The organism is Sphingomonas sabuli (assembly GCF_014352855.1).
In the GTDB taxonomy this organism is placed as follows: domain Bacteria; phylum Pseudomonadota; class Alphaproteobacteria; order Sphingomonadales; family Sphingomonadaceae; genus Sphingomicrobium; species Sphingomicrobium sabuli.
In genome coordinates, this window is the sequence record NZ_CP060697.1 from 743,825 (window position 1) to 764,723 (window position 20,899).

Annotated in this window: 19 protein-coding genes; 8 read left to right on the forward strand and 11 right to left on the reverse strand. The window is 65.7% G+C overall.

From position 1 onward, the window contains the following. Positions 1-28 precede the first annotated feature (28 nt). Positions 29-1,891 (forward strand): DUF885 domain-containing protein, encoded by a 1,863-nt coding sequence (locus H8M03_RS03770; RefSeq protein WP_187480417.1) that lies wholly within the window; start codon positions 29-31, stop codon positions 1,889-1,891. Here the strand turns inward: H8M03_RS03770 and H8M03_RS03775 are convergent. The 3 genes from H8M03_RS03775 to H8M03_RS03785 all read right to left on the reverse strand — a co-directional run bounded on the left by H8M03_RS03775 (position 1,888) and on the right by H8M03_RS03785 (position 4,512). Beyond that, the gene (locus tag H8M03_RS03775) at positions 1,888-2,649 is read right to left on the reverse strand and encodes a hypothetical protein (RefSeq protein WP_187480418.1); all 762 of its coding nucleotides are present in this window, start codon (positions 2,647-2,649) and stop codon (positions 1,888-1,890) included. The two genes, H8M03_RS03770 and H8M03_RS03775, sit on opposite strands and share 4 nt — an antisense overlap. Next, positions 2,646-3,707 carry a GSCFA domain-containing protein gene (locus tag H8M03_RS03780; protein ID WP_187480419.1) on the reverse strand — a complete coding sequence of 354 codons (1,062 nt, stop codon included), beginning with the start codon at positions 3,705-3,707 and terminating at the stop codon, positions 2,646-2,648. Before H8M03_RS03780 ends, H8M03_RS03775 begins: the two co-directional genes overlap by 4 nt. A 67-nt stretch (positions 3,708-3,774) precedes the next feature. Continuing rightward, positions 3,775-4,512 (reverse strand): phosphocholine cytidylyltransferase family protein, encoded by a 738-nt coding sequence (locus H8M03_RS03785; protein WP_187480420.1) that lies wholly within the window; start codon positions 4,510-4,512, stop codon positions 3,775-3,777. A 74-nt stretch (positions 4,513-4,586) separates the two neighbouring features. Between H8M03_RS03785 and H8M03_RS03790 the strand changes: the two genes are divergently transcribed. The 3 genes from H8M03_RS03790 to H8M03_RS03800 all read left to right on the forward strand — a co-directional run bounded on the left by H8M03_RS03790 (position 4,587) and on the right by H8M03_RS03800 (position 5,373). Continuing rightward, on the forward strand, positions 4,587-4,925 hold the full coding sequence (locus H8M03_RS03790; protein WP_187480421.1) for a P-II family nitrogen regulator: 339 nt from the start codon (positions 4,587-4,589) through the stop codon (positions 4,923-4,925). Positions 4,926-4,959: 34 nt separating this feature from the next. Then, on the forward strand, positions 4,960-5,145 hold the full coding sequence (locus H8M03_RS03795) for a helix-turn-helix domain-containing protein (RefSeq protein WP_246449068.1): 186 nt from the start codon (positions 4,960-4,962) through the stop codon (positions 5,143-5,145). A 63-nt stretch (positions 5,146-5,208) separates the two neighbouring features. Next, entirely contained in the window at positions 5,209-5,373 is a 165-nt protein-coding gene (locus tag H8M03_RS03800) for a DUF3309 family protein (RefSeq protein ID WP_187480423.1), read from the forward strand. Here the strand turns inward: H8M03_RS03800 and H8M03_RS03805 are convergent. Both H8M03_RS03805 and H8M03_RS03810 read right to left on the reverse strand, forming a co-directional pair. Further along, positions 5,370-6,002 carry an acetyltransferase gene (locus H8M03_RS03805; protein WP_187480424.1) on the reverse strand — a complete coding sequence of 211 codons (633 nt, stop codon included), beginning with the start codon at positions 6,000-6,002 and terminating at the stop codon, positions 5,370-5,372. The genes H8M03_RS03800 and H8M03_RS03805 overlap by 4 nt on opposite strands. A gap of 57 nt (positions 6,003-6,059) precedes the next feature. Further along, the gene (locus H8M03_RS03810; protein WP_187480425.1) at positions 6,060-6,374 is read right to left on the reverse strand and encodes a hypothetical protein; all 315 of its coding nucleotides are present in this window, start codon (positions 6,372-6,374) and stop codon (positions 6,060-6,062) included. Positions 6,375-6,392: 18 nt separating this feature from the next. Between H8M03_RS03810 and glnA the strand changes: the two genes are divergently transcribed. Both glnA and H8M03_RS03820 read left to right on the forward strand, forming a co-directional pair. Next, positions 6,393-7,802, forward strand: coding sequence for a type I glutamate--ammonia ligase (gene glnA, locus H8M03_RS03815; protein WP_187480426.1), 1,410 nt, complete (start codon positions 6,393-6,395; stop codon positions 7,800-7,802). Between the two features lie 96 nt (positions 7,803-7,898). Continuing rightward, positions 7,899-8,801: a PilZ domain-containing protein gene (locus H8M03_RS03820; protein ID WP_187480427.1), complete on the forward strand. Its 903-nt coding sequence runs from the start codon at positions 7,899-7,901 to the stop codon at positions 8,799-8,801. A gap of 3 nt (positions 8,802-8,804) precedes the next feature. Here H8M03_RS03820 and H8M03_RS03825 read toward each other — a convergent pair whose 3' ends face one another. The 5 genes from H8M03_RS03825 to H8M03_RS03845 are packed head-to-tail and all read right to left on the reverse strand — an operon-like array spanning position 8,805 to position 17,988. After that, complete coding sequence (locus H8M03_RS03825; protein WP_187480428.1) at positions 8,805-10,088, reverse strand: MFS transporter; 1,284 nt, start codon at positions 10,086-10,088, stop codon at positions 8,805-8,807. Between the two features lie 3 nt (positions 10,089-10,091). Continuing rightward, on the reverse strand, positions 10,092-11,510 hold the full coding sequence (locus H8M03_RS03830; protein WP_187480429.1) for an amino acid permease: 1,419 nt from the start codon (positions 11,508-11,510) through the stop codon (positions 10,092-10,094). A 47-nt stretch (positions 11,511-11,557) separates the two neighbouring features. Beyond that, positions 11,558-15,748 (reverse strand): translocation/assembly module TamB domain-containing protein, encoded by a 4,191-nt coding sequence (locus H8M03_RS03835; protein ID WP_187480430.1) that lies wholly within the window; start codon positions 15,746-15,748, stop codon positions 11,558-11,560. Then, positions 15,748-17,730 (reverse strand): autotransporter assembly complex protein TamA, encoded by a 1,983-nt coding sequence (locus H8M03_RS03840; RefSeq protein ID WP_187480431.1) that lies wholly within the window; start codon positions 17,728-17,730, stop codon positions 15,748-15,750. Before H8M03_RS03840 ends, H8M03_RS03835 begins: the two co-directional genes overlap by 1 nt. A 48-nt stretch (positions 17,731-17,778) precedes the next feature. Beyond that, a complete protein-coding gene (locus tag H8M03_RS03845) occupies positions 17,779-17,988 on the reverse strand; it encodes a hypothetical protein (RefSeq protein WP_187480432.1) in 210 nt (69 codons plus the stop codon). 140 nt (positions 17,989-18,128) lie between these two features. Between H8M03_RS03845 and H8M03_RS03850 the strand changes: the two genes are divergently transcribed. Continuing rightward, positions 18,129-20,021, forward strand: a complete 1,893-nt coding sequence (locus H8M03_RS03850) for a TIR domain-containing protein (protein ID WP_187480433.1) — start codon at positions 18,129-18,131, stop codon at positions 20,019-20,021. A 42-nt stretch (positions 20,022-20,063) separates the two neighbouring features. Then, positions 20,064-20,234 carry a hypothetical protein gene (locus H8M03_RS03855; RefSeq protein WP_187480434.1) on the forward strand — a complete coding sequence of 57 codons (171 nt, stop codon included), beginning with the start codon at positions 20,064-20,066 and terminating at the stop codon, positions 20,232-20,234. Here the strand turns inward: H8M03_RS03855 and H8M03_RS03860 are convergent. Beyond that, positions 20,231-20,878, reverse strand: coding sequence for a S24 family peptidase (locus H8M03_RS03860; RefSeq protein ID WP_187480435.1), 648 nt, complete (start codon positions 20,876-20,878; stop codon positions 20,231-20,233). The two genes, H8M03_RS03855 and H8M03_RS03860, sit on opposite strands and share 4 nt — an antisense overlap. Positions 20,879-20,899 lie beyond the last annotated feature (21 nt).

Sequence of the window (20,899 nt, forward strand, 5' to 3'; positions counted from 1 at the left end):
CAAATGCCGGACGACCTTATCGAAAGGAATGCCGGTGAAGGCCTCTCGTCCGCTCGTTCTTCTGTTCCTCGCCACCGCGGCATGCACCACCAGCCCGCCGCCGGTCGCGGTCGTGCCCGTCGCCACGGTCGCGCCGGCACCGCAAGCGCCGCCGGTCGATCCGGTCGCCGAGGAAAAGCGGCTGGATGCTTTTGTCGACGCCGCCTTCGAAGAGCAGTTGGCGCGCAGCCCGGAATTTCTCACCTCGCTCGGCCGCAAGGATCAGTATGACAGGCTCAACAGCTACACCGACGCGCACAGGCTCGAGAGCGTGGCGATCACCAGGCGGCAGCTGGACGAATTGCACGCCCGCTTCGACCCGACACGGCTGACTCCTGCAGGACGCCTGACCTACACGCTGTTCGATTACCAGGCGAAGCAGGACATCGCCGATTCCGATTGGCGCTGGTACGGGTTCGAAGCGAGCGTCAACGGCAGCCCGGCCGGCGAAATTCCCGTCTTCCTGATCAACAACCATTCGATCGGAACCGTTGCCGAGGCCGAGGCCTATAACGCCCGGCTGCGCGAGGTCGAGCGCGTGATGAGCGAAGTCAGCGCCAACATCCGGCAGCAGACGGCGATGGGGATCATTCCGCCGCAGATGAACTTCGCGCCGGTGCGAGACGACGCCAAGGCGGTGCTGGCCGGCGCCCCGTTCACGTCCGGCAAGGACACGCCGGTATTCGCCGACTTCAAGGCCAAGGTCGCAAAGCTCGATGCTCCGGCGGCGGAGAAGGCGCGGCTGGTTTCCGAAGCGCGGGCCGCGCTGACCGGCCCCTTCCAGTCCGGCTATCGCACATTCCTCGCCACGTGGGACTCGATCGCGCCGCAGGCCCAAGGCAACAAGGGTGCGTGGAGCTTGCCCAACGGCGAAACCTATTACGCGCACCAGCTGCGCGACATGACCACCACCGACCTGACCGCGGACCAGATTCATCAACTCGGCCTGCAGCAGGTGGCCCGAATTCATGGTGAGATGGAGCGGATCAAGGCGCAGGTCGGCTTCACCGGGACGCTGCAGCAATTCTTCAAGGAACTGACGACCAACCCGAAATACAAATATCCCAATACCGCCGCCGGGCGGCAGCAATATCTGGCCGACGCCAAGGGCTATATCGCGCAAGTCATGGCCGCGGCACCGCAATGGTTTCGACGCCTGCCCAAGGCCCCGCTCGACGTCCGCGCGGTCGAACCGTGGCGGCAGGCGACGGCGTCCATCGCCTTCTACAACCGCCCTTCCCCTGACGGCTCGCGGCCCGGCATCTATTACGTCAACCTCGCCGACATGCGGAACGTGCTGAAGCCGCAGATCGAGGCGATCAGCTATCACGAAGGCGCGCCCGGCCATCACTTCCAGATCGCGCTGGCCCAGGAGCTTCCCAACGTTCCCAAGTTCCGCCGCTTTAGCGGCTACGGGGCCTATTCCGAAGGCTGGGGGCTCTATGCCGAGGGACTGGGCAAGGAAATGGGTTTCTATCAGGATCCCATCAGCGAGTTCGGCATGCTGTCGACGCAACTTTGGCGAGCGGTACGACTGGTTACCGACACCGGCATTCACAGCAAGCGCTGGAGCCGCGAACAGACCATCCAATACTTTCTCGACAACGCTTTGCTGTCGAAAGCGGACGCTACCAAGGAAGTGGAACGCTATTTCAACTGGCCGGGCCAGGCGACCGGCTACATGGTCGGGCAGCTGAAAATCCTCGAGCTGCGCGCCAAGGCTAAGGCGGCGCTAGGCTCGAAATTCGACATTCGCGACTTCCATGCCGCGGTGCTGGAAAACGGGTCGCTGCCACTCGACGTGCTGGAGCAAGAAGTGGACGCCTACATCAAGGCGCGCAGCCAGCGCTAACCGGCGAGCAGCGCCTCAATGAAGGTGCGCCCGTATTTCGCGTTCATGTGGAAATTGTCGGTCGGGTGCTCGCCGTCGCCGGCGTCCTTGAGCCGCGCCGGCGCCTCGGCGAATTCGGGCGCGCTGTAAAAGCCGTCATTTGTCAGGGTCGCGGTCGGCTGCATCTGCAAACCGGGCAAGTCGACCCCGTTGGCGCGCAGTGAATCATGAAAGATTTGCAGCAGTTGCGACTCCTCCCCTCGCTCGACCGCCATGCGCCAGGGCTGGCCGCGATCCTCATCGTCGACCACCGACTGGGCCGGCATGGGTTCGGGCATGCAGCGCACCGGAGCGTCGGACACGGCGCGCACCAGGGCCAGAACGTCGGCCATCGCCGAACGCTGCACCGCGCCCTTCGCAGCGGCCACGAACCCTTCGTGGGAAATGCCGGTCCTATCCGCGTCCGGCGTCATGCGATCGGTGAAGAAGCGGCGGTAAATCTGCATCACTGGCCGGATGCCGACGCCCAGCCCGACCAGCCACACCTGGTCGAACGATGACAGGTCGATGTATCCGCGGTCACCCGATGACCGGGCGATCATCCGCCGCGCGGCGACGTCGTCGGTGACCAGCTTTCCACCCTGCACCCGAAGCGTGCGCATGCGGTCGCGCGGTGCAGTGAAGAAGGTAACCTCTTCAGGCCGCTCGCCTTCAATCTCGCGCCAGCCATGCGCGAACGCCGCGGCGTGCGAATTTCCCAATATTGCGATCTTGGTCATGACTTGGGGGCAAAAGCTTCGAGCAGGGCCTCTTCGCAGACGACATCGTCATCCTCGTCCGCGTCCTCGACGCGACGGCGCTTTGCGGCGGCTGCCGCCGGCGGGTCGCCGCCGCCATGCTCGGCGAAAAATGTTTCCATCACCGAATTGACGCCGACCGCCCGCACGGACCGCAGGTTCTTTTCGAAGAAATTGCCCCCCGACAGGCTCGAGGTGATGATCTCGTAGGACGGGAAGTAATCGACATCGTCATAGGTGTCGGACAGCTTGCCGGCGACGGCGCGCAGAACCGACTTGGAATAGACGGTGGCAGCCATCACGTGCTTGTCGGTCGCGGTCGCCGTAAGCGGCACGGGCGAGACCGTCAGCAGGAATTTCATGCCCGGGAAGCGTTCCAGCACGAGCGCGCGGACCGCCTCCATGTCGTCCAGCACCTGCACGTAATCGAGATTGACGAATTCGTATGTCGATGGGTCGAACGACCCGGCGATCGTGCCCGGCGCGGTGGGATAGACCGTTCCGCTCTCTTTGTGCCGCCAGGTTTCGGTCAGGCCAAGCGTGAAGACCAACAGCCGTGCCTTCTTGAGCAAGGTGCGAATGGCGCTGAGATGCGACTGCCGGTGAGCGATGACCGCTTCGCGAGTTTCAAGGCCGTTGGGCTCGACGGAAGGTCGCTGGGCGTCGAAGAAGCGCCCGTCGCGTTCCCACACCGGGTCGTGCGGTTCAATCAGGCCAAAGGCTTCACGGAGCAGCTGCAGCAGTTGCGACGACGTGTAGATGTTGCCGTAGCGCCCCGAATAAATGCCGAAGCCGAACTTGGCCGCATCGTCGGGGAGCATTCCGGGCGGCGGCCGCTCCACGTCGAGCACCTTGTAACCGTTCTTGCGCATGTTGCGGCCGATATGCTGGGCAAAGCAGCTTCCGGCGGTCATGACCGGCATGTCCTGCGCGATCTCGAACTTCTTCCGGTACAATTCCGGCGCGACCAGTCCGTCGGCTTCGGCCACCCCGGACCGCCAGAACTGGCGAGGCGAAAGATCGGAATAAGGCGACTGCATGCTAGCTCCCATATTCGGCTGGACCGTTACTTGAGCCCTCGCGGAAGGGTGTCAATGATCGGACCGGTCAGCGCGCCTCGTCCCAGCCCCGGGCCAGCGCCCGCGCTGGTTCGACGTCCTCGGGGAAGTCGACCTCGCCCCATTGTTCGCCGCTGATGTCCAGCGTCCACACGGCGGACTGCTGGGCGATGTGGTGAATGATCCGAAGATACCAGATGGTGGTGCCTTCGGGCGTCCGCATGCCGCGTTCGATCGCTTCGCGAAACTGCTCGGCACCGCCCGATCGGAAGGCCAGCAATCCGATCGATTCCCCGTTGACGCCGACGCCGATCCGCTTGCCGATTTCCCTGAGCTGGCCGTTTGCGCCGACGACGACTTTCATGTCGTCCTCGTCATAGGCGTCCTTGCGGTCGATGGTGACGCAGATGCCGGGCCGGTCGTTGCCCACCACCCGGGCCATCAGCGCATCCGACACCAAAGTGTCGCCGTTCCACACCAGGCAGTCGCCGGCCAGCTCCTCGCGCGCCAGGAACAGGGAGCCGAGGTTGTCGGCGACCTTGTAGAAGGGATTGAACACCGTCCGCACGTCGGGCCCGCCGGTGCGTCGCGCCAGCGCCTGTTCGACCAGGGCGTCGCGGAAGCCCGTCACGACCACCGCCTGCCCAACGCCATTGGCGGCCAGCGTATCGAGCTGCCTGTCCAGCAGGGTGCGCCCGGCGAAGTCGATCAGGCATTTGGGGCTTTCGTCGGTCAGGTGCCCGAGCCGCGACCCCTGGCCGGCCGAAAGGATGATCGCCTTGTCCACGCGCGGGCCTGTGCCTTTCAAATGCGGCGGCGATTGGGCATTAGGTGATCGCCCAGTCCGACCGAGGAAGCCGCGTGAAGAAGATCGAAGCCGTAATCAAGCCGTTCAAGCTCGACGACGTGAAGGATGCGCTGCACGACGTCGGCGTATCGGGGATCACCGTCACCGAAGTGAAAGGCTTCGGTCGCCAGAAAGGCCACACCGAACTCTACCGAGGCGCCGAATACGTCATCGACTTCCTGCCCAAGGTGAAGATCGAGGTGGTGGTTGAGGATGTGCTGGTCGAGAACGTGATCGAGGCGATCACCCAGGCCGCGCGCACCGGCCGTATCGGCGACGGCAAGATCTTCGTCGTCCCGATCGACGAAGCGGTGCGGATCAGGACGGGAGACCGGGGCACCGATGCCATCTGACGTCGACAGTCCGCGGGACGCCAGGTTGGCCTCGATGTCCCCGGACGAACTGAAATCCGCGATGCGCAGCCTTGGGTACCGAACCCAGTCCGAACTGGCCGCGGCGATCGGCGTGTCGCGCTCGGCAGTCAGCCTATGGCTCGAAGGCAAGGTCGGCGTGCCGCGCCCGGTGGCCATGCTCCTGCGCATGCTGGTGGCCGCGCAGCGCCGATCCTACTGATCGGCAATCCACCCTGAAACCAGCGTCCGAGTTGACCGTTTTGCCCGGCGTTCAACTGACGGAGTGCCGGCCACGCTGACCACCATCCTGATCATCCTGCTGATCCTGCTGCTGATCGGCGCCCTGCCCCGCTGGGGCCACAGCGCCCGCTGGGGCTATGGTCCGTCGGGAATGCTCGGCGTGATCCTCGTGATAGTGCTGATCCTGTTCCTGCTCGGCAAGATCTAGGCCGTCGGGCTACGTTCACACCTGAGCTCACGAGCCGGATTGCCGACAACGGTCGTGTATGGCGGCACATCCTTGGTGACGACCGCTCCCATGCCGACCACCGCGCCTTCTCCGATCACGCGCGGCTTGCCCGCTTGCCCCTGCCGTATCGTCGCGCCCGTGCCGATGTAAGCGAAGTTTTCGACATGGACGTTGCCGTTGCAACTGACCCTTGGACCGAACGTGACATAATCGCCGATCACACAATCATGGGCGACATAGGAATAGAGGTTGCAGTGGAACTGGCGGCCGATCCGAAGTGGCACGGTGACTGTCGAATACGCGCAAAACACCGCGCCCTGCCCGGCAATGGAAGGGTCGGCGATTGCCCGAGGGTCGATCACAGCCTGCGCCACGAGTCCTGCCTCGAGGCATCGCTTATCCAGCGTCTGCCGTAGCCGGCCGTCAGCGACTGCAAGGACGTAGCGGTCGCCTGGCTTCATATCCGCAATGCGGCAAATTGGTAGGCCGCAAAGGCTGCCTGTCGCAGCGTCATCGATGAACATGAGGTCGGCTTTCGGATGAGCCAACCGGAGCGGCTGGACGAGTTCCCGTCCGAATCCACCGGCACCGTAAATTCCGATGCGCATTGGCGCCTCTGCATACCCTAACTAAAGTTAGGATTAACACAAGTTGTTGCCCGCCCGCTAGACGTTGCGGTTCACGCTCTGCTCCGCCACCTTGGTGTCGACGTCGTCCGACAGGGCCACCGACGCGGCAAGGCTGCCCGCGCCCATCGCAATCAGGTATACGGTGGTCAGGTCATGACCCGGCTGGGAATGGCAGGGCGCGCTGCGTGGTAGGCAGCACCGCCCATGCGCAAGCGCGTGAAGATTTAACGGCGGTCTGGATTCGGGGCCGTCAGGGCCCGACATATTCGCCTCAAGCCTAGGATTCGCGACAGGCACCGGCTGCTTCTGCAGGAACGGGTGCATGCCGCGCATCCGGGGCATCGAAATCATCGCACCAGGGAGCAAAGCATGGCCGACGCGGGCAAGATTCTTAAGCGCATCAAGGACGAGGAAATCGACTGGGTCGACCTGCGATTTACCGACCCCAAGGGCAAGTGGCAGCATCTGACCATGACCAGCGGCCTGCTCGACGAGGACCAGCTAACCGACGGCCTGATGTTCGACGGCAGTTCGATCGCCGGTTGGAAGGCCATCAATGAATCCGACATGATCCTGAAGCCGGACCTCGATGCAGCCTACATCGACCCGTTCAGCGCAACGCCGATGATGGTCCTCTTTTGCAACGTCGTCGAACCGTCGACCGGCGAGCTTTATGGCCGCGATCCCCGCTCTACCGCCACGCGCGCCGAAGCCTACGTCAAGCAGACCGGCATTGGCGACACCGTCTATGTCGGCCCCGAAGCCGAATTCTTCATGTTCGACGATGTCCGCTTCGAAGACGGCTATGCGTCGAGCTCGTTCAAAATCGACGACATCGAACTGCCGGGCAACACCAACCGCGAATATGATGGCGGCAACCTTGGGCACCGGCCGCGCGCCAAGGGCGGATACTTCCCCGTCGCCCCGGTCGACAGCGCGATGGACATCCGCGGCGAGATGGTCTCGACACTGATCGAGATGGGCCTGCCGATGGACAAGCATCATCATGAAGTCGCCCCGTCGCAGCACGAACTGGGCCTGACCTACGGCAGCCTGGTCGAAACCGCCGATCGCATGCAGATATACAAGTATGTCGTGCACATGGTTGCGCAGGCGTATGGCAAGACCGCGACCTTCATGCCCAAGCCGATCGCCAAGGATAATGGCAGCGGCATGCACACCCACATTTCGATCTGGAAAGGCAGCAAGCCACTGTTCGCTGGCGACGGCTATGCCGGCCTGTCGGAAACGGCGCTCTACTTCATCGGCGGCGTGATCAAGCATGCCCGCGCGCTGAACGCCTTCACCAACCCCACGACCAACAGCTACAAGCGGCTGGTCCCGGGCTTCGAGGCGCCGGTGCTGCTCGCATACTCCAGCCGCAACCGCTCCGCGTCGTGCCGCATTCCTTACGGCGCAGGCGAAAAGTCGAAGCGGGTCGAGTTCCGCTTCCCGGATGCCCTGGCCAATCCGTACCTTGCCTATTCGGCGCTGCTGATGGCCGGCATCGACGGCATCCAGAACCGCATCCATCCGGGCGACCCGATGGACAAGAACCTGTACGACCTGCCGCCGCAGGAACTGGTGGACGTGCCGACCGTGTGCGGCAGCCTGCGCGAGGCCCTGATCGCGCTCGATAAGGACCGCGAATTCCTGACCCGCGGCGACGTGTTCAGCGACGACCAGATCGACGCCTACATGGAGCTCAAGTGGGAAGACGTGATGCGGTGGGAAACCACGCCGTCGCCGGTCGAATTCGACATGTATTACTCTTCCTGATCCCTTACCTGCGGGAGCGCTTTTGCGGCGCTCCCGCCGAAATGAACCATTCCGTAACCCTCCATCGCTTATCCGCGGGTGATTGGGGGACGTTGCATGAACCAATTCCGCAACGACATCGTCGGCAAGCCGGCTGCGGAGCTCGTCGTCGGCCGCAAGCGGCCGCGCGCGCGCGGCGCGTCGGGCTTGTCCGGGCTGGAAGTCAGGCGGAAGGAAAGCCGGCGGTCCGACAGCCGGTCGGGCGACCGCCACCGGCTGGTGACCGAAAGCGTCACCGTCCTGCACAAGCGGCGGAAGTACCAGGTTGAGCTGATCAACCTGTCCGGCGGCGGTGCGATGATCGCCGGCGACCTCGAGCCGCGGCTGTGGGATCGCATCGATGTCGACTTCGGCGAAACCGGACAGCTGGAGGCCGCGGTGCGCTGGGTCAAGAACGGCCGCATCGGCCTGGAATTCGCCCACGAGACCCAAATCGACTGTTCGCGCGAGGACCAGGACACACTCGTTCGCCGGGCGGTCGAGCAGAACTTTCCCGAAGCCGCCGCCGAGTTGTCGAAGCCGCGCCGGGTCAAGCCGGAGGAACCGGCCGACGACCCGGCAAGCCGCCGCGAAACCCAGCGCCATCCCCTCATCTGGTCGGGCACGGTGACCGTCAATCGCCAGTCCGCGCCGGTGCGCATCCGCAATATTTCGGCGCGTGGAGCGCTGGTGCAATCGGACATCAAATTGGTGCCCGGCGTCCTGCTGCTGCTCGATCTCGGCGCGGCGGGATCGCTCGCTGCCAATGTCGCCTGGGCGTTCGGGGACAAGGCGGGTTTGTTGTTCGATACGGAATTCGACGTACAACGGCTGGCCTCCGCCGCGCCCAAGGTGGCGGCGGTCGACTGGATGTGCCCGGATTATCTGCGCAACGGCAGCGCCGATCTGTCCGCCAGTTCGTGGAAGCGCGCGTCGCTGGAAGACATTGTCGGCTCGGGCCGCGCGGGGCTCGCCCGCTAGCCGTCAATCCTCCAGGATACGGCTGCTGGTCTTCGTCTCCCGCATCGTGACGTATGCCACGAGCGAACAGGCTGCGAGCACCGAGATATAGATATAGAACCAGCGTTCGTGACCGATGCTCTTGAGCCAGAGCGCGACATATTCGGCGGTGCCCCCGAACACAGTGTTAGCCAGAGCGTAGGGCAGCGCGACCCCCAGCGCCCGGATATGCGCGGGAAATAGCTCCGCTTTGATGACTGCGTTGATCGACGTGTAGCCGGTGACCATCACCAGGCTCGCCATCACCAGCATGAACGCCACCGGCACGCTGCGCGCGCTCTCCAGCGCGACGAACAAGGGGTAGGTAAACACGGTCGCGCTGGCGCCGAAGAAGATCATCATCGGCTTGCGCCCGACGCGGTCCGAAATCGCCCCGGCCAGCGGCTGGACCAGCATCATGCAGAACAGGCCGGCGGTCATGATCCGCGACGCCGTGACCTTGTCGAACCCGCTCGTGTTGATGAGGAATTTCTGCATGTAGATGGTGTAAGCGTAAAAGGCTGCGGTACCGCCGGCGGTGAGCGCGATTACCAGCAAGGCTTCGCGCGGATGCTCCTTGAACAGGTTGCGGCTGCTCGACTTCGGCCGGTCCACCTGCCCCGCGACGTTGGCGTAACTGAGCGTCTCGTCGAGCCCCCGGCGTATGACGAAAACGACGACCGCCAACACGCCGCCCATGCCAAAGGCGAGGCGCCAGCCCCATTCGGTGAGCTCCGCCTCGGTCAGGACGCTTTGCAGGATGACCAGGAAGGCCAGCGCGGTGAGCTGGCCGCCGATGATCGTGACATATTGGAAGCTCGACCACAGCCCGCGCCGGTCGCGGCCGGCCATTTCGCTCAGGTAGGTCGCGCTCGACCCATATTCGCCGCCCAGACTGATCCCCTGGATCATTCGGGCGACGAGCAGGACCGCGGGCGCCAGGACGCCCGCCTGTTCATAGGTTGGAGCGATCGCGATCAGCAGCGACCCGGTGCACATCAGGGTGACCGACAGCGAAAGGCCCGCCTTGCGCCCGCGGTGATCGGCGTAAATGCCCATCGCCCATGCGCCGATCGGCCGCATCAGGAAACCGACCGCGAAGACCGCCGCGGCCTGCAACAGCTCGACCGTCGGGTCTTCGGCGGGGAAAAACGTTTCGGCGAAATAAATGGCGAAGGCAGCGTAGACGTACCAGTCGAACCACTCGACCAGATTGCCGGCCGACCCGCCGACGATATTCTTCAGTCGGCGGGTGTTGGTCGCTGCCACCGGCTAGGCTGCCCGGGCGTCGCGCGCACGCTCGGCATGGCGGGACCCGAAGAGCCAGTAGACGAAGAGGCCGATCACGTTCCAGACCAGAAAATATTGCTGCGTCTTGATCGGCAGGCTCCAGAACAGATAGGCGCAGCCGAGTATTGCGACGATGCCTACAACCCACGGCAACGGCGTGGTGAACTTTCGCGGGGCATCGGGTTCCCGCCGCCGCATCGCCAGCATGCAGGCCGCCACTGCGATGAACGCCGTCAGCGTGCCGGCATTGGCCAGGGCCGCGATGTCCGCCAGCGGGAAGATGCCCGCGATGATCGCGACGATAACGGCAGTGAAGATGGTGATCCTGACCGGCGTCCCCCGGCTCGAGACGCGCGCGAGGCTGGTCGGCAGAAGACCGTCGCGGGCCATGGTGAAGAAGATCCGGCTCTGCCCGTAAAAGAACGCAAGGATGACGGTGGGCAGGGCGATTACCGCCGCCGCGCCGAGCAAGCTGGCCGCCCAGGGCTGTCCGATTTCGCGCAGGATGAGGGCCAGCGGCTCCGGCGAATCCGCGAAACGCGTGTAGACCAGGGCGCCGATCGCGGCGCCGGCCACGGCCATGTAGATCAGCACGCACAGGATCATCGAGCCGACGATGCCGATGCCAAGGTCGCGGTCCGGATCCTTGGTTTCCTCGGCGGCCGTCGCAATTGCGTCGAAACCGTAGAATGCGAAGAAGATGATCGCCGCCGCCGCCATCACCCCGACTTCCGATCCCGATGGCCCGCTGCGCGGGAAGCCGTAAGGCATGAACGGTTGAAAATTGCCGATGTCGAAAAAGGGCAAGGCAACGACCACGAATAGCGCCAGCGCGAGCAGCTTCACGACCACCAGTATCGCATTGACGTTGGCGCTCTCGCGAGTGCCGTAGATGAGCAACCCGGCCACCGCGGCGATGATGAAGATCGCCGGCAGGTTGACGATGCCGCCAAGCTCCGGACCCTGGATGAGCTCCGTCGGCAAGGCCGCCCCAAGACTGGCGAGGAAGCCCGCGGCATAACCCGACCAGCCGACCGCGACCGCGCTGACGACGAGACTATATTCGAGGATCAGCGACCAGCCCACGATCCACGCGACCAGTTCGCCATAGACGACGTAGGAATAGGTGTAGGCACTGCCTGCCGCGGGATACATCGTCGCCATTTCGGCATAGGCAAGCGCAGCGAAGGCGCAGATCAGGCCCGCGATCGCGAAGCTGAGAATGACCGCGGGGCCGGCCTTGGCCGCGCCGACACCGGTCAGGGTAAGAATGCCGGTACCAACGATCGCCCCGACTCCAAGCGCGATCAGGTGCGGCCACGACAAGGTCTGGCTCAACCGATGCTCCTCGGCCATGTCCTCGCGCGCGACGATGGCCTTGCGGACGTTCCAGTTCTTCATGATGTCGAGCCCCCTCCCCGCCTTCGTCGCAATCGCCGCGCGGCGCGTCAATAATCCTTTGACACCCGCACGTTCACGCTCGCTCGGCCGATGGTCGATATCGACGACAGCAGGGACAGCCAGCGCGTGACCTGATATTCGATCCGCGTCGCGGAATAGTCGCGGCCGTCGGTGATCACTTCCACGTAGATCTTTCGCGTCAGATACTTGCCCGCGGCAATCGACGTTCGCTGCCCGGTAGCGATGTCGGCAGGAAGGATGCGCAGGCGGTCGAGGCCGACCGCGTTGCGCACCGCGTTGATCGGGTCGAGGCTGCCGGTGCCGGAATTGAGCGCAGCGACGGCCGACGCCAGCTGCAGCGCTTCGGGTGCGGACAGGTTGGTGATCGAGGTGCCGAACAAAATCCGCGACAGCAGTTCGTCCTGCGGCAGCTGTGGCACGGACGCGAAACTGATTTCCGGTTTCAGCCCGCTGCCCTGCACCAGGATCGTCGCATCCAGTCCCTGCACCTGGGCCTCGGCACGGATGTCGAGCAAGGGGTCCGGCGGGCTTTCGCCGCGGAAGCGGATGTTGCCCCGTTCCAGCCGGAAGGTACGGCCGGCGAATTCGTAATTGCCCCGGACGAGGTCGGCGCGGCCGCTGAGCGCCGGCGCATTGGCGACCCCGCCGACGTGCAGGTCGGTGGTCCAGCTGCTGCGGATGCCGAGTCCGCGCACGGCCAGGTCGCGCCCGGCGACATCCACATCGAGCCGCCACGGGCGCAGCTGCTCCGCCTCGATCACGTCGGCGCGGTCGAGGCCGGTGTGGCGCACCTGCAGCTTCGGGATTTCGGAGGCGCCGCTGGCCTGGCCGAGCGTGAAACTGCCGTTGTCGAGATGAAGCTTGCCCGAAATCGTCCCGCCGCCGCCGTTCGAGCGGATCTGCAATGGGCCGGTCACGGTCGCGGCGATGTCGTCGCGATTGAGCAGCCGCGCCTTGTTCGCCTGGAAGCGCAGGTCGAGCAGCGTCTGCGCGTCGGCGAAGGCGATCGTGCCCGATCCCTGGATCGTCCCGCCGCCCGGCGTGCGGCCGCTCAACCGGCTGAAGACGAAGCGCGACCCGTCGAACCTCCCTTGCGTTTCCAGCCCCTCGATCACCGTGCCGGTGACCGGGCTTTCCAGCCGGGCATTCTGGGTTCGCAGAGATCCGCGGATGACCGGATTGGCCAAGGATCCGCCGATGTCGGCGCCGATGGCCGCGGGGCCGGTCAGGTCGAAAATCTCGATCCCGGAAAGCCGCCACAGCGTGTCCGCCGCACCCTGGAAACGCAGCTGCGCAAACATCGGCGCGCGCAGCAGTTCGGCCATCACCGCGCCGCCGCCCAGCGGCGCGAAACGGGCCTGCGCGCGGCCGATTGTCTTGCCGTCGCTGACCGCGACCGCGCGTATTCCGGCCTTGTTGCCGGTAAGGACGGCGGCGACGCCAAGATCGATCGGTTCGGACGCCAGCACCAGCCCGGACCGGGTCAGCCCGCGCACCGTCAGGTTGAGCTTGCCCGAACGACCGCCCTTCCACGCATATTCAAGGCTGCCGGTCGCGCGCCCGCCGAAATCGAGGTTGGGCGAGACGATGTTGAGCACGCTCAGCGGCATCGATTGCAACTGCGCCTGCACGCTTGGACGGTCGCCGCTGTTGCCGGACACCACGGCCTTGCCGCCGGCGAACGCCACCCGGGTCGGCGACAATTGCCATCCGCCGTCGTCGAGCCGGGTCAGCACTGCGGCCTGTTCGAGCACCAGCGGCCTGCGATCGACTTCACCGCGACCGGTCAGGCGGATTTCGTCCGGTGCGACGTCGGCGATGGCATTGAAGGCGAAGTCGGCGCCGCGGCGACCGGCGACCGCTGCCCGGATCTGACCGATGCCGTTGACGAGATTGCCGTTGGCCGTGATCCGGGCGATCGTCAGCCCGCTCAGCTCGACCCCGCGGGCATTGACCACGCCGGTCAGGCTGGTCCGCCCGTCGCCCAGCACGATCGCGCCGTCCAGCCGCCCGCTGCGAACGGTCAGCGCGCCCGGCAGGTTGAGGTTGTCGGCGTTGAGATGCGCTTCGATCTTCTGCGCGCCGCCCAACGGCGAGAAAAGGAGCGAGCCTGCCAGCCCGCTGCCCGACAGGTCGAGGCGGCCGTCGAAACCGCCGGGACGTGCCACCAGCCGACCTTCCCCGTGCGCGCCGTTCACATCGAGCGCGGCGATGGCGATGCTCGCCGCCCCGCCCCGCGGCAGCAGGATCTGACCGTTGCTGGTGAATGGCCCAAGCTTGGACCCGCCCGACGCGCGATAAGCGAACCCCGCCGCCGTCGGGTTGAGCAACAGCCGGACGTTGGAAAGCCCCAGTGACTCCATCGGCCGGTCGAGGAACAGCTCCACCCGCGGCCGAGCGATGTTGCCGTCGAGAACCATCCGCAGCCGCCCGTATTGCGCCTGGCGCCCGCGCGCCGTGATGTGGAAAGTGCCGTCCTTGCGCCGCACGCCCTCCCCCGACAGGCGCAGCTTGGGCGAATAGACCTGCAGGTTGGTGAAGCGCAGGACGCCGTCCGCGCCGCGCGAAAGGTTGGTTTCCAGCCGCGGCAGCCCACCCGTCAGATTTTTGAAGAAGCTGTTGTCGAGCCGGCGCACCCACGCCTTGGCGGAGCCGGTCACGACCGAGCCCTGTCCGTTCGGCCCCGGCACCACGCGCAGGTCGGTAAGAACGTCGACCAGCCCGAACCCTTCGATAAAATAGCGTTTGAGCCCGCCCGACAACATGATCTCAAAGCGGCCGGTGACGAGGTCGATCAGCAAGGCGACCTTGCCGCTCAGTTGCGCGCTTCGCAGCTGCAAATTGTCGCCGCGGACGAACTTGGGCGTGACGGTCAGCACGCCGTCGAGGCTGGCATTGGCGAGGATATCGCTGGCCTGTTGGCCGATCCCGGTAATCGCCCGCGCCTGCAGGTGCAGCGGGACCTTCATTGGCCACGGCGACAATTTCCCGCGTCCCTCCGCGCGCACGTCGACGAAGCCGGTTCGGTCGAAAGTCAGCGACGGTGCGGTCAAACGGTAGGTGTAGATGGCGCTGTCGAACGGCCCGTTGAGCGTGACCAGCAGCCGGACGTTGCGGCCGGTCATGTTGGGGAACAGCGCCGGCGGGCGCAGCAGGTCGACGCCGATACGGACCGAGCGGAAACTGTCGCTGCCAAGGTCGAGCGCGCCGCTGGCCACCGCCCGGAGCGCATTCGTGCCCAGCGTCAGCTTGCCGTCGAGCAGCCGGTCCTTGAGCGTCGCATCTCCGCTCACCCGGATCACGGGCGCCGCGAGCCGCGCAGTCCGCCCCTTGAGGAATTGCGCCGCGGACAGCACGCCGCGCAGGCCGAAGCGCCCCTCGTCGGCCGTCAGCTGGAGCCGACCCGCCGGTTGTCCCGACAGGTCGACCGCGGCGGATCCGCGCCATGTCCGCCACGTCCCGTCGCCGGTGATGACGACCTGTAGCGGCCGCTTAGAGCCGAACAGGGCCGGGAGAACGCCGTTCGCCGCCGACCGTGCGCGAACCTCGAGGTCGAAACGATCGCCGTCGGGTTCGGCATCCAGCGCAATGCGCAGCTGGTCCGATCCGTCCACTGAAGCGATCAGGTTGACCAGCGCGCGGCCGGACCGGACATCGGCGGCGCCGACGATGCGCCCAACCCGCTCGGTGCCGGTCACGGCCTGGCCGATTTCCAGCCGGTCGATCGACAATCTGCCGATGTGGATGTCGAACCCCGGCAGTGTCGCGCCCTTGCGCGCACTCGGCTTCAGTTCCGGTCGCCGGATCAGCCGCGCGCGATCCGCATGGACGCTGGCGATCGACAACTTGTTGTACAGATAGGCTGTCGGCGTCCAGTCGAGCTCGACCGTAGGCGCCCGGAAAAACACGCCATTCTTGTCGAGCACTTCGAAATTGCGCAGCGTCGACTTGCCGAAGATCGAGCCTTCGATCCGCCCGATCCGGAATTTCAGACCCGACGCGGTCTCCAGCTTGACGATCTGGTCGACGATCCAGCGATGCCCGGGCGCGGTATCGAGGATGACCAGCCCTACCGCCAGCAAGGCCAGAAGGCCGATGAACAGGGCCAGCAGTTCGCCCGCCAGCCGCCGCGCCCAGTTCCGCTTCAGCCGATAATGAACCGCCTCCCGGGGCGCATCGGCATCCCCTTCGGCTTCGACGACCGTGGTGTCGGCCATCAGAACGCCTGGCCGAGCGAGACGGCGACCGCCACGCGGCTGTCGCCGTCGCGCGGGTTGAGCGGTGTGCCGACGTCGATCCGGATCGGCCCGAAGTTGGAGTAATAGCGCAGGCCGATGCCGGCTCCGAACTGCCAGCTGTTGAGGTCCGGAGTGATCTTGTTGGTCAGCTGTCCGCCGTCGAGGAACGGGACAATCCCGAAATTGCCGCCGAAGGCGTTGAGCCGGACGCGGGCTTCGACCGCGAATTCGGTCAGCGTCTTGCCGCCGACGGGATCGCCTTCGAAATCGCGCGGGCCGACCTTCTGATAGCCGTATCCGCGAACCGACCCGCCGCCGCCGGAATAGAAGCGCCGCGACGGGGCGATCGACGGCGCATCGGCCCCGGCGATGGTGCCAAGGCGAACGCGTCCTGCCAGCACCGTGCGCTCGCCGACCGGGAAATAGGCGCTGCCGTCCAACTGGGCACGAGCATAAGTGAACGACCCGTTCTTGCGCGAGATTTCCGGGCTGAGGTGGAGCGCCGCGCGAAAGCCGCGCGTCGGGTTGAGCAAGTCGTCGCTACCGTCATAACCTAGGCTGAGGGGCAGAGCGCCGATGAAGAAGGTGCGCGTTTCCTTGACGGTGGGATCATCGAACACGCCGCGTTCGTCGGTGGCGAGGATTTCGCCGCCGATGCCCCACGTCCAGGTCTTGCGCCAGATGATCGTGCTGACCCGTTCAAGGCTGCCGTACAGCCGCACGGTCTTCGCTTCGTAGGCGTCATATTCGGAATGGCTGGCGGCCAGCTGCATCTGCAGCACGCGGTCGCGGGCGCCGAAATTGTTGCGGCGGAAATCGACCCCGGCCAGCTGTTCACGCGTGCCGATGATCCCGCGCAGCGTGAGCGCGCCTTCCGGGTTGAGGAAATTGCGGTCCTGCCAGCTGGCCTCGGCGCGCACGCCTTCGCCGGTGCCGTAACCGACTTCGCCGGCAATCGTGTGGCTTGGCGCCGGGGCCAACGTGACGTCGAGGTCGACGGTTCCGGTTTCGCCCACCGGCGCGATCGCCACGTCGGCGGACGCAACCAACCCGGTGGCGATCAGCGCGCGGCGCAGATCGTCGACCTTGTCGCGTTCGAACCGGTCGCCGCGCTCAAACCTGGCGATGGTCGCGACGTGGTTGACGCTGAACGGCGGTTGCCCGCTGACCCGGATGGCACCGAACTGCGCGACCGGTCCCGGGTCGACCGGAAGCACCAGGCTGGCCAGTTGCGTGCGGTGGTCGACAACGATCTGCTGTTCGCCGACCTCGGCCAGTGCAAAACCCTGTTCGCCAAGCGCGAGCTTGAGCGATTGCCCGGCGGCAATGACGTCCGCGGCGACGACCGGGTCGCCCGCCTGCACCGCGAAGGCCTCGCGCAAGGCTTCGGTTTCGACCCCGGCCTCGGCCAGTCCAGGCAGCTCGACGGTGCCGAAGCGATACTGGCGGCCCGCATCGACCTCCAGCGTTACCGCCACCGTCGCGCCCTCCGGCTGGATGACCGGCTCCACCGCGGCATCGTAATAGCCCTGCGACCGGAGGATTTCCGCCATCAGTTCGGAATCCGTTTCCGATCGCCGCTGGATCTGTGCGGCGTTGGCGGTTGCGCGGCGCTCCGCGTAAAGCGCCGACCGCTTTTCGAACTCGCTGACCAGCAGGTCGCGGTTGCCGATCCGCTCCAGCCCATCAATGGCGATGCGATAGGACAGCTCCCCCGACGCATCGGCTGCTGGCCGCGCTGCTGCGACCGGGCCCGGCTCTTGGAGCGGCGGCGCTTCGGGCGCGCCGAGGTCCGGCCAGTCGACCCCGATGTCAGGCATCGGGTCCAGCGGCGCGGACGGGTCCAGCTCGGGCACTGGCGGGTCGGGTTGCTGGGCGGCGGCTGGCGCGGCTGCAAGCGCCGCGGCAGCGGCGGCGCAAAGCAGGCGCGCCCTCTTCCCCACCCCTGAAGTGAAGCTCATCCCGCCAGCCTAGAGGGCGCGCATGAACCGCGCCAGACCGATGGCGAATTAATGAATGCTTCCGCGCACTTCCCGACTGCTCAGGGTGACGATCACCCGTTCGATCTGCCGCCAGTGGCAAAAGCGTACGACATTGCCCGCGTCGCGGCTCTGCTCGGCACGCACCGCGGCCTCGAGCCCGGCGTCGTCGCCAAAGCGCTCAATCAGCTCGGCCGCGTCGGCGAGTGCCGGCCGGCCGGAAATATAGGGCGAATCCATACTTCCGGCGTTAGCGGCAAGGCGTTGCCATCGTGCCGACGATCATCGTCAACGAACCGTTAGCCATGCCGTCGGGAGGGTTTGCGGCAGCGGCGCTTTAGCCATAAGACTGTGTCCCGGGCCCGGGGGCGATTGTCACGATGAGCGATATATTCGTCTCCTACAAAGCCGAGGACCGGCGGCGGGTGAAACCGCTGGTCGAGGCGCTGGAGGCGGCAGGCTATTCCGTCTGGTGGGACGAGCAGATCGGCGGCGGCGCCCAATGGCGCCAGGCGATCGAGTCGGAGCTCGGCACGGCTAAAAGCGTCATCGTGGTCTGGAGCAAGCGGTCGGTCGGCGCGGACGGGACCTTTGTGCAGGACGAGGCGGCCCGGGCGCAGCAACGACGCGTCTACGTTCCGGTCACCATCGACAAGGTCAGTTTGCCGCTCGGCTTCGGCGAAACGCAGGCCCTGCCCCTGACCGCTTGGCGCGGCGATCATTCGGACCCGCGATTTCAGGCAGTACTCAGCTCGGTCCGGCGTTTGGCGGGCGAAAGCGGCGCGCCCTCGCCACCTGATCGCTCGTCGGCGATCGACCGGCGCACCGCGCTGATTGGCGGGGGTGCCGCGGTCGCGGCCGCCGCCGGTGTCGGCGGATGGGCATTGCTGCGATCATCACCGGCGTCGGGAAGCATTGCCGTCCTGCCCTTTGCCAACCTCAGCAAGGATCCCGCGCAGCGCTACTTTTCGGACGGTATCGCGGAGGAACTGCGCAGCGCGCTGGCGCGGCTTGCCGGACTTGAAGTCGTCGGAAGGACGTCGTCCGAAGCGGTCCGCAACGACGATGCGCAAGCGGCGGCGCGCAAGCTCGGCGTGGGCAACATCCTGACCGGCAGCGTCCGCCAGTCGCCATCGACGATCCGCGTCAGCGCACAGCTGATCGACGGCAGGGACGGCATCGAGCGCTGGTCGCAAAGCTACGACCGGCCGCCCGGCGACGAGATCGAGATCCAGACCGACATTGCGGAAAGCGTGGCCCAGGCGCTGAGCATCACGCTCGGCGCACGCGCCCGCGACGCGATCACCGTCGGGGACACCAATGACGCCGAAGCGCAAAGCCTGATGTTCAAGGCAGTCGAGGCGAGCAAGCGCGGCGACGACGCCGCCTTGCTGCAGGCCATCGGCCTGGGTGAAGCCGCCATCCGGCGCGATCCGCGTTACGCCGAAGCCTATGCCAATACCGCGATGTTCGTGAACTGGTTCGCAAGCACCTTCGCGAAGGACGTCGCGGAGCTGGACCGCAACCGGCTGAAGGCCGCGCGGCTTGCCGAGCGGGCATTGCAACTCGCGCCCAACCTGCCCAGCGGGCATCGCGCAATCGCCGATATCAATCGCGTCCAGCTGTGGGTTCGACCCGCCATCAAAGGCTATCGCAAGGCGATCGAACTCGCCCCCGGCGAGGGCGAGGTTATGGGCGATTTCGCCATCCTGCTCGCGTCGATGGGCGGCAGGGACGAGCCGCTCCGGCTGGTCGACCGCGCGATCGCGCTCGATCCGCTCAACCCGCAGGTCTACATCGCGCGGCTGATGGTGCTGATCAGCATGGATCGCTTCGACGAGGCGATCGCTTTCGGCAAATCGATCGAACGCGACAAGCCGTATCTGTTCATTTTCCCCGAGTTGTTGGCGTACGCCTTGGTTATCAAAGGTCGCTATGACGAAGCCCGGGCCTATGCGGAAAAGACACCGGCCTCGGATTACAACCGGCTGGTGGTCGAAGGGGCAATCCTCGGCCGGACCGGCCGCGCGGCTGAAGCCGGACCGGTCATTGCCCAGCTTACGGAGCGCTATGGCGATGCCGCCAGCTTCCAGTTCGGCCAGCTTTACGCCCAGCTTGGCGATAAGGACCGGGCATTCGCGGCGCTTTATCGCGCCTTCGAAATCCGCGATTCCGGCTTGCTGCGCACAAAGACCGATCCGTTCATCGACCCGCTACGCGATGAACCGCGCTACACCGCGCTGCTGCTCAAGCTGGACTTTCCGTCGGTCTGACCCGGCTGGCGCCGCGCCGCGCGGTCTGCCAAGGGCGCTGTCATGCAACCAGCCGATAGCCGCGCGGGCGGCTGCTTCATCCTTGTCGCGATCATGGCCGGCTTCTTCGGCGGGCTGGCCATGCAGAACGCGCTGGCGGGCGTGTGGATCGGCCTTGGCGTCGGCATCATCGTCGCGCTGATCGTCTGGCTGCTCGACCGGAAGCGCGCCTAGGACAGGCGCCGTCCCGCCCAGATCACGCGGCCGATGCAGTGGATGGCGTCGATGTCGCAGTCCGGCCAGTCGGGATAGGCCGGGTTGTCGGATTGGACCGTCAAACGCCGCCCGGTGGGGTGGATCGCCAACCGTTTGACCACCAGCACGTCGTCGGCACGCAGCACGTAAATGCCGTCGCGCATCCGCTCCATGCAATCGCCAAGGTCGACCAGGATATCGTCGCCGGCGCTTAGCGTCGGCGCCATGGAATCGCCGTCGACGCGGATGATCGACAATTTCGACGAGGGCGAACCGGTAAGCGTCCGCAGCCAATGCTCGTCGAACGCGAAATAAGGCCTGTCCCTTTCCTCTCCCGAGACCGCGCCATAGCCGGCGGAGGCACGGACCATCGTCCGCTTGACGGGCACCAGTCCGGCAGCCGCCCGCCCACTGTCGGGCGGGCCGCCCAGCAGCGACTCCGGAACGCCGAAAAAGCGCGCCAGCTTCTTCCGTTCTTCTTCTTTCAGTTTCTTCGGGACGCCGCGGCGCACGAATTGCTGAATATAGGCCGGGTTGCGACCGAGCATTCGCGACAGGCCGGCAAAATCCTCGCCGCGTTCCGCGCAAAGGCGTTCGAGCACGGTGCGTGGGTTCGACGTCATGACCTCTCTCTTAAATGTAGG

Excerpts from the sequence above, each read along its gene's own strand:
- H8M03_RS03780 (WP_187480419.1), bottom strand. The coding sequence starts at position 3,707 with ATGCAGTCGCCTTATTCCGATCTTTCGCCTCGCCAGTTCTGGCGGTCC.
- H8M03_RS03845 (WP_187480432.1), bottom strand. The coding sequence starts at position 17,988 with ATGGATTCGCCCTATATTTCCGGCCGGCCGGCACTCGCCGACGCGGCC.
- H8M03_RS03770 (WP_187480417.1), top strand. The coding sequence starts at position 29 with ATGCCGGTGAAGGCCTCTCGTCCGCTCGTTCTTCTGTTCCTCGCCACC.
- H8M03_RS03810 (WP_187480425.1), bottom strand. The coding sequence starts at position 6,374 with ATGATTTCGATGCCCCGGATGCGCGGCATGCACCCGTTCCTGCAGAAG.
- H8M03_RS03830 (WP_187480429.1), bottom strand. The coding sequence starts at position 11,510 with ATGAAGAACTGGAACGTCCGCAAGGCCATCGTCGCGCGCGAGGACATG.
- H8M03_RS03835 (WP_187480430.1), bottom strand. The coding sequence starts at position 15,748 with ATGGCCGACACCACGGTCGTCGAAGCCGAAGGGGATGCCGATGCGCCC.
- H8M03_RS03850 (WP_187480433.1), top strand. The coding sequence starts at position 18,129 with ATGAGCGATATATTCGTCTCCTACAAAGCCGAGGACCGGCGGCGGGTG.
- H8M03_RS03795 (WP_246449068.1), top strand. The coding sequence starts at position 4,960 with ATGTCCCCGGACGAACTGAAATCCGCGATGCGCAGCCTTGGGTACCGA.
- H8M03_RS03820 (WP_187480427.1), top strand. The coding sequence starts at position 7,899 with ATGAACCAATTCCGCAACGACATCGTCGGCAAGCCGGCTGCGGAGCTC.
- H8M03_RS03840 (WP_187480431.1), bottom strand. The coding sequence starts at position 17,730 with ATGAGCTTCACTTCAGGGGTGGGGAAGAGGGCGCGCCTGCTTTGCGCC.
- H8M03_RS03775 (WP_187480418.1), bottom strand. The coding sequence starts at position 2,649 with ATGACCAAGATCGCAATATTGGGAAATTCGCACGCCGCGGCGTTCGCG.
- H8M03_RS03860 (WP_187480435.1), bottom strand. The coding sequence starts at position 20,878 with ATGACGTCGAACCCACGCACCGTGCTCGAACGCCTTTGCGCGGAACGC.
- H8M03_RS03855 (WP_187480434.1), top strand. The coding sequence starts at position 20,064 with ATGCAACCAGCCGATAGCCGCGCGGGCGGCTGCTTCATCCTTGTCGCG.
- H8M03_RS03805 (WP_187480424.1), bottom strand. The coding sequence starts at position 6,002 with ATGCGCATCGGAATTTACGGTGCCGGTGGATTCGGACGGGAACTCGTC.
- glnA (WP_187480426.1), top strand. The coding sequence starts at position 6,393 with ATGGCCGACGCGGGCAAGATTCTTAAGCGCATCAAGGACGAGGAAATC.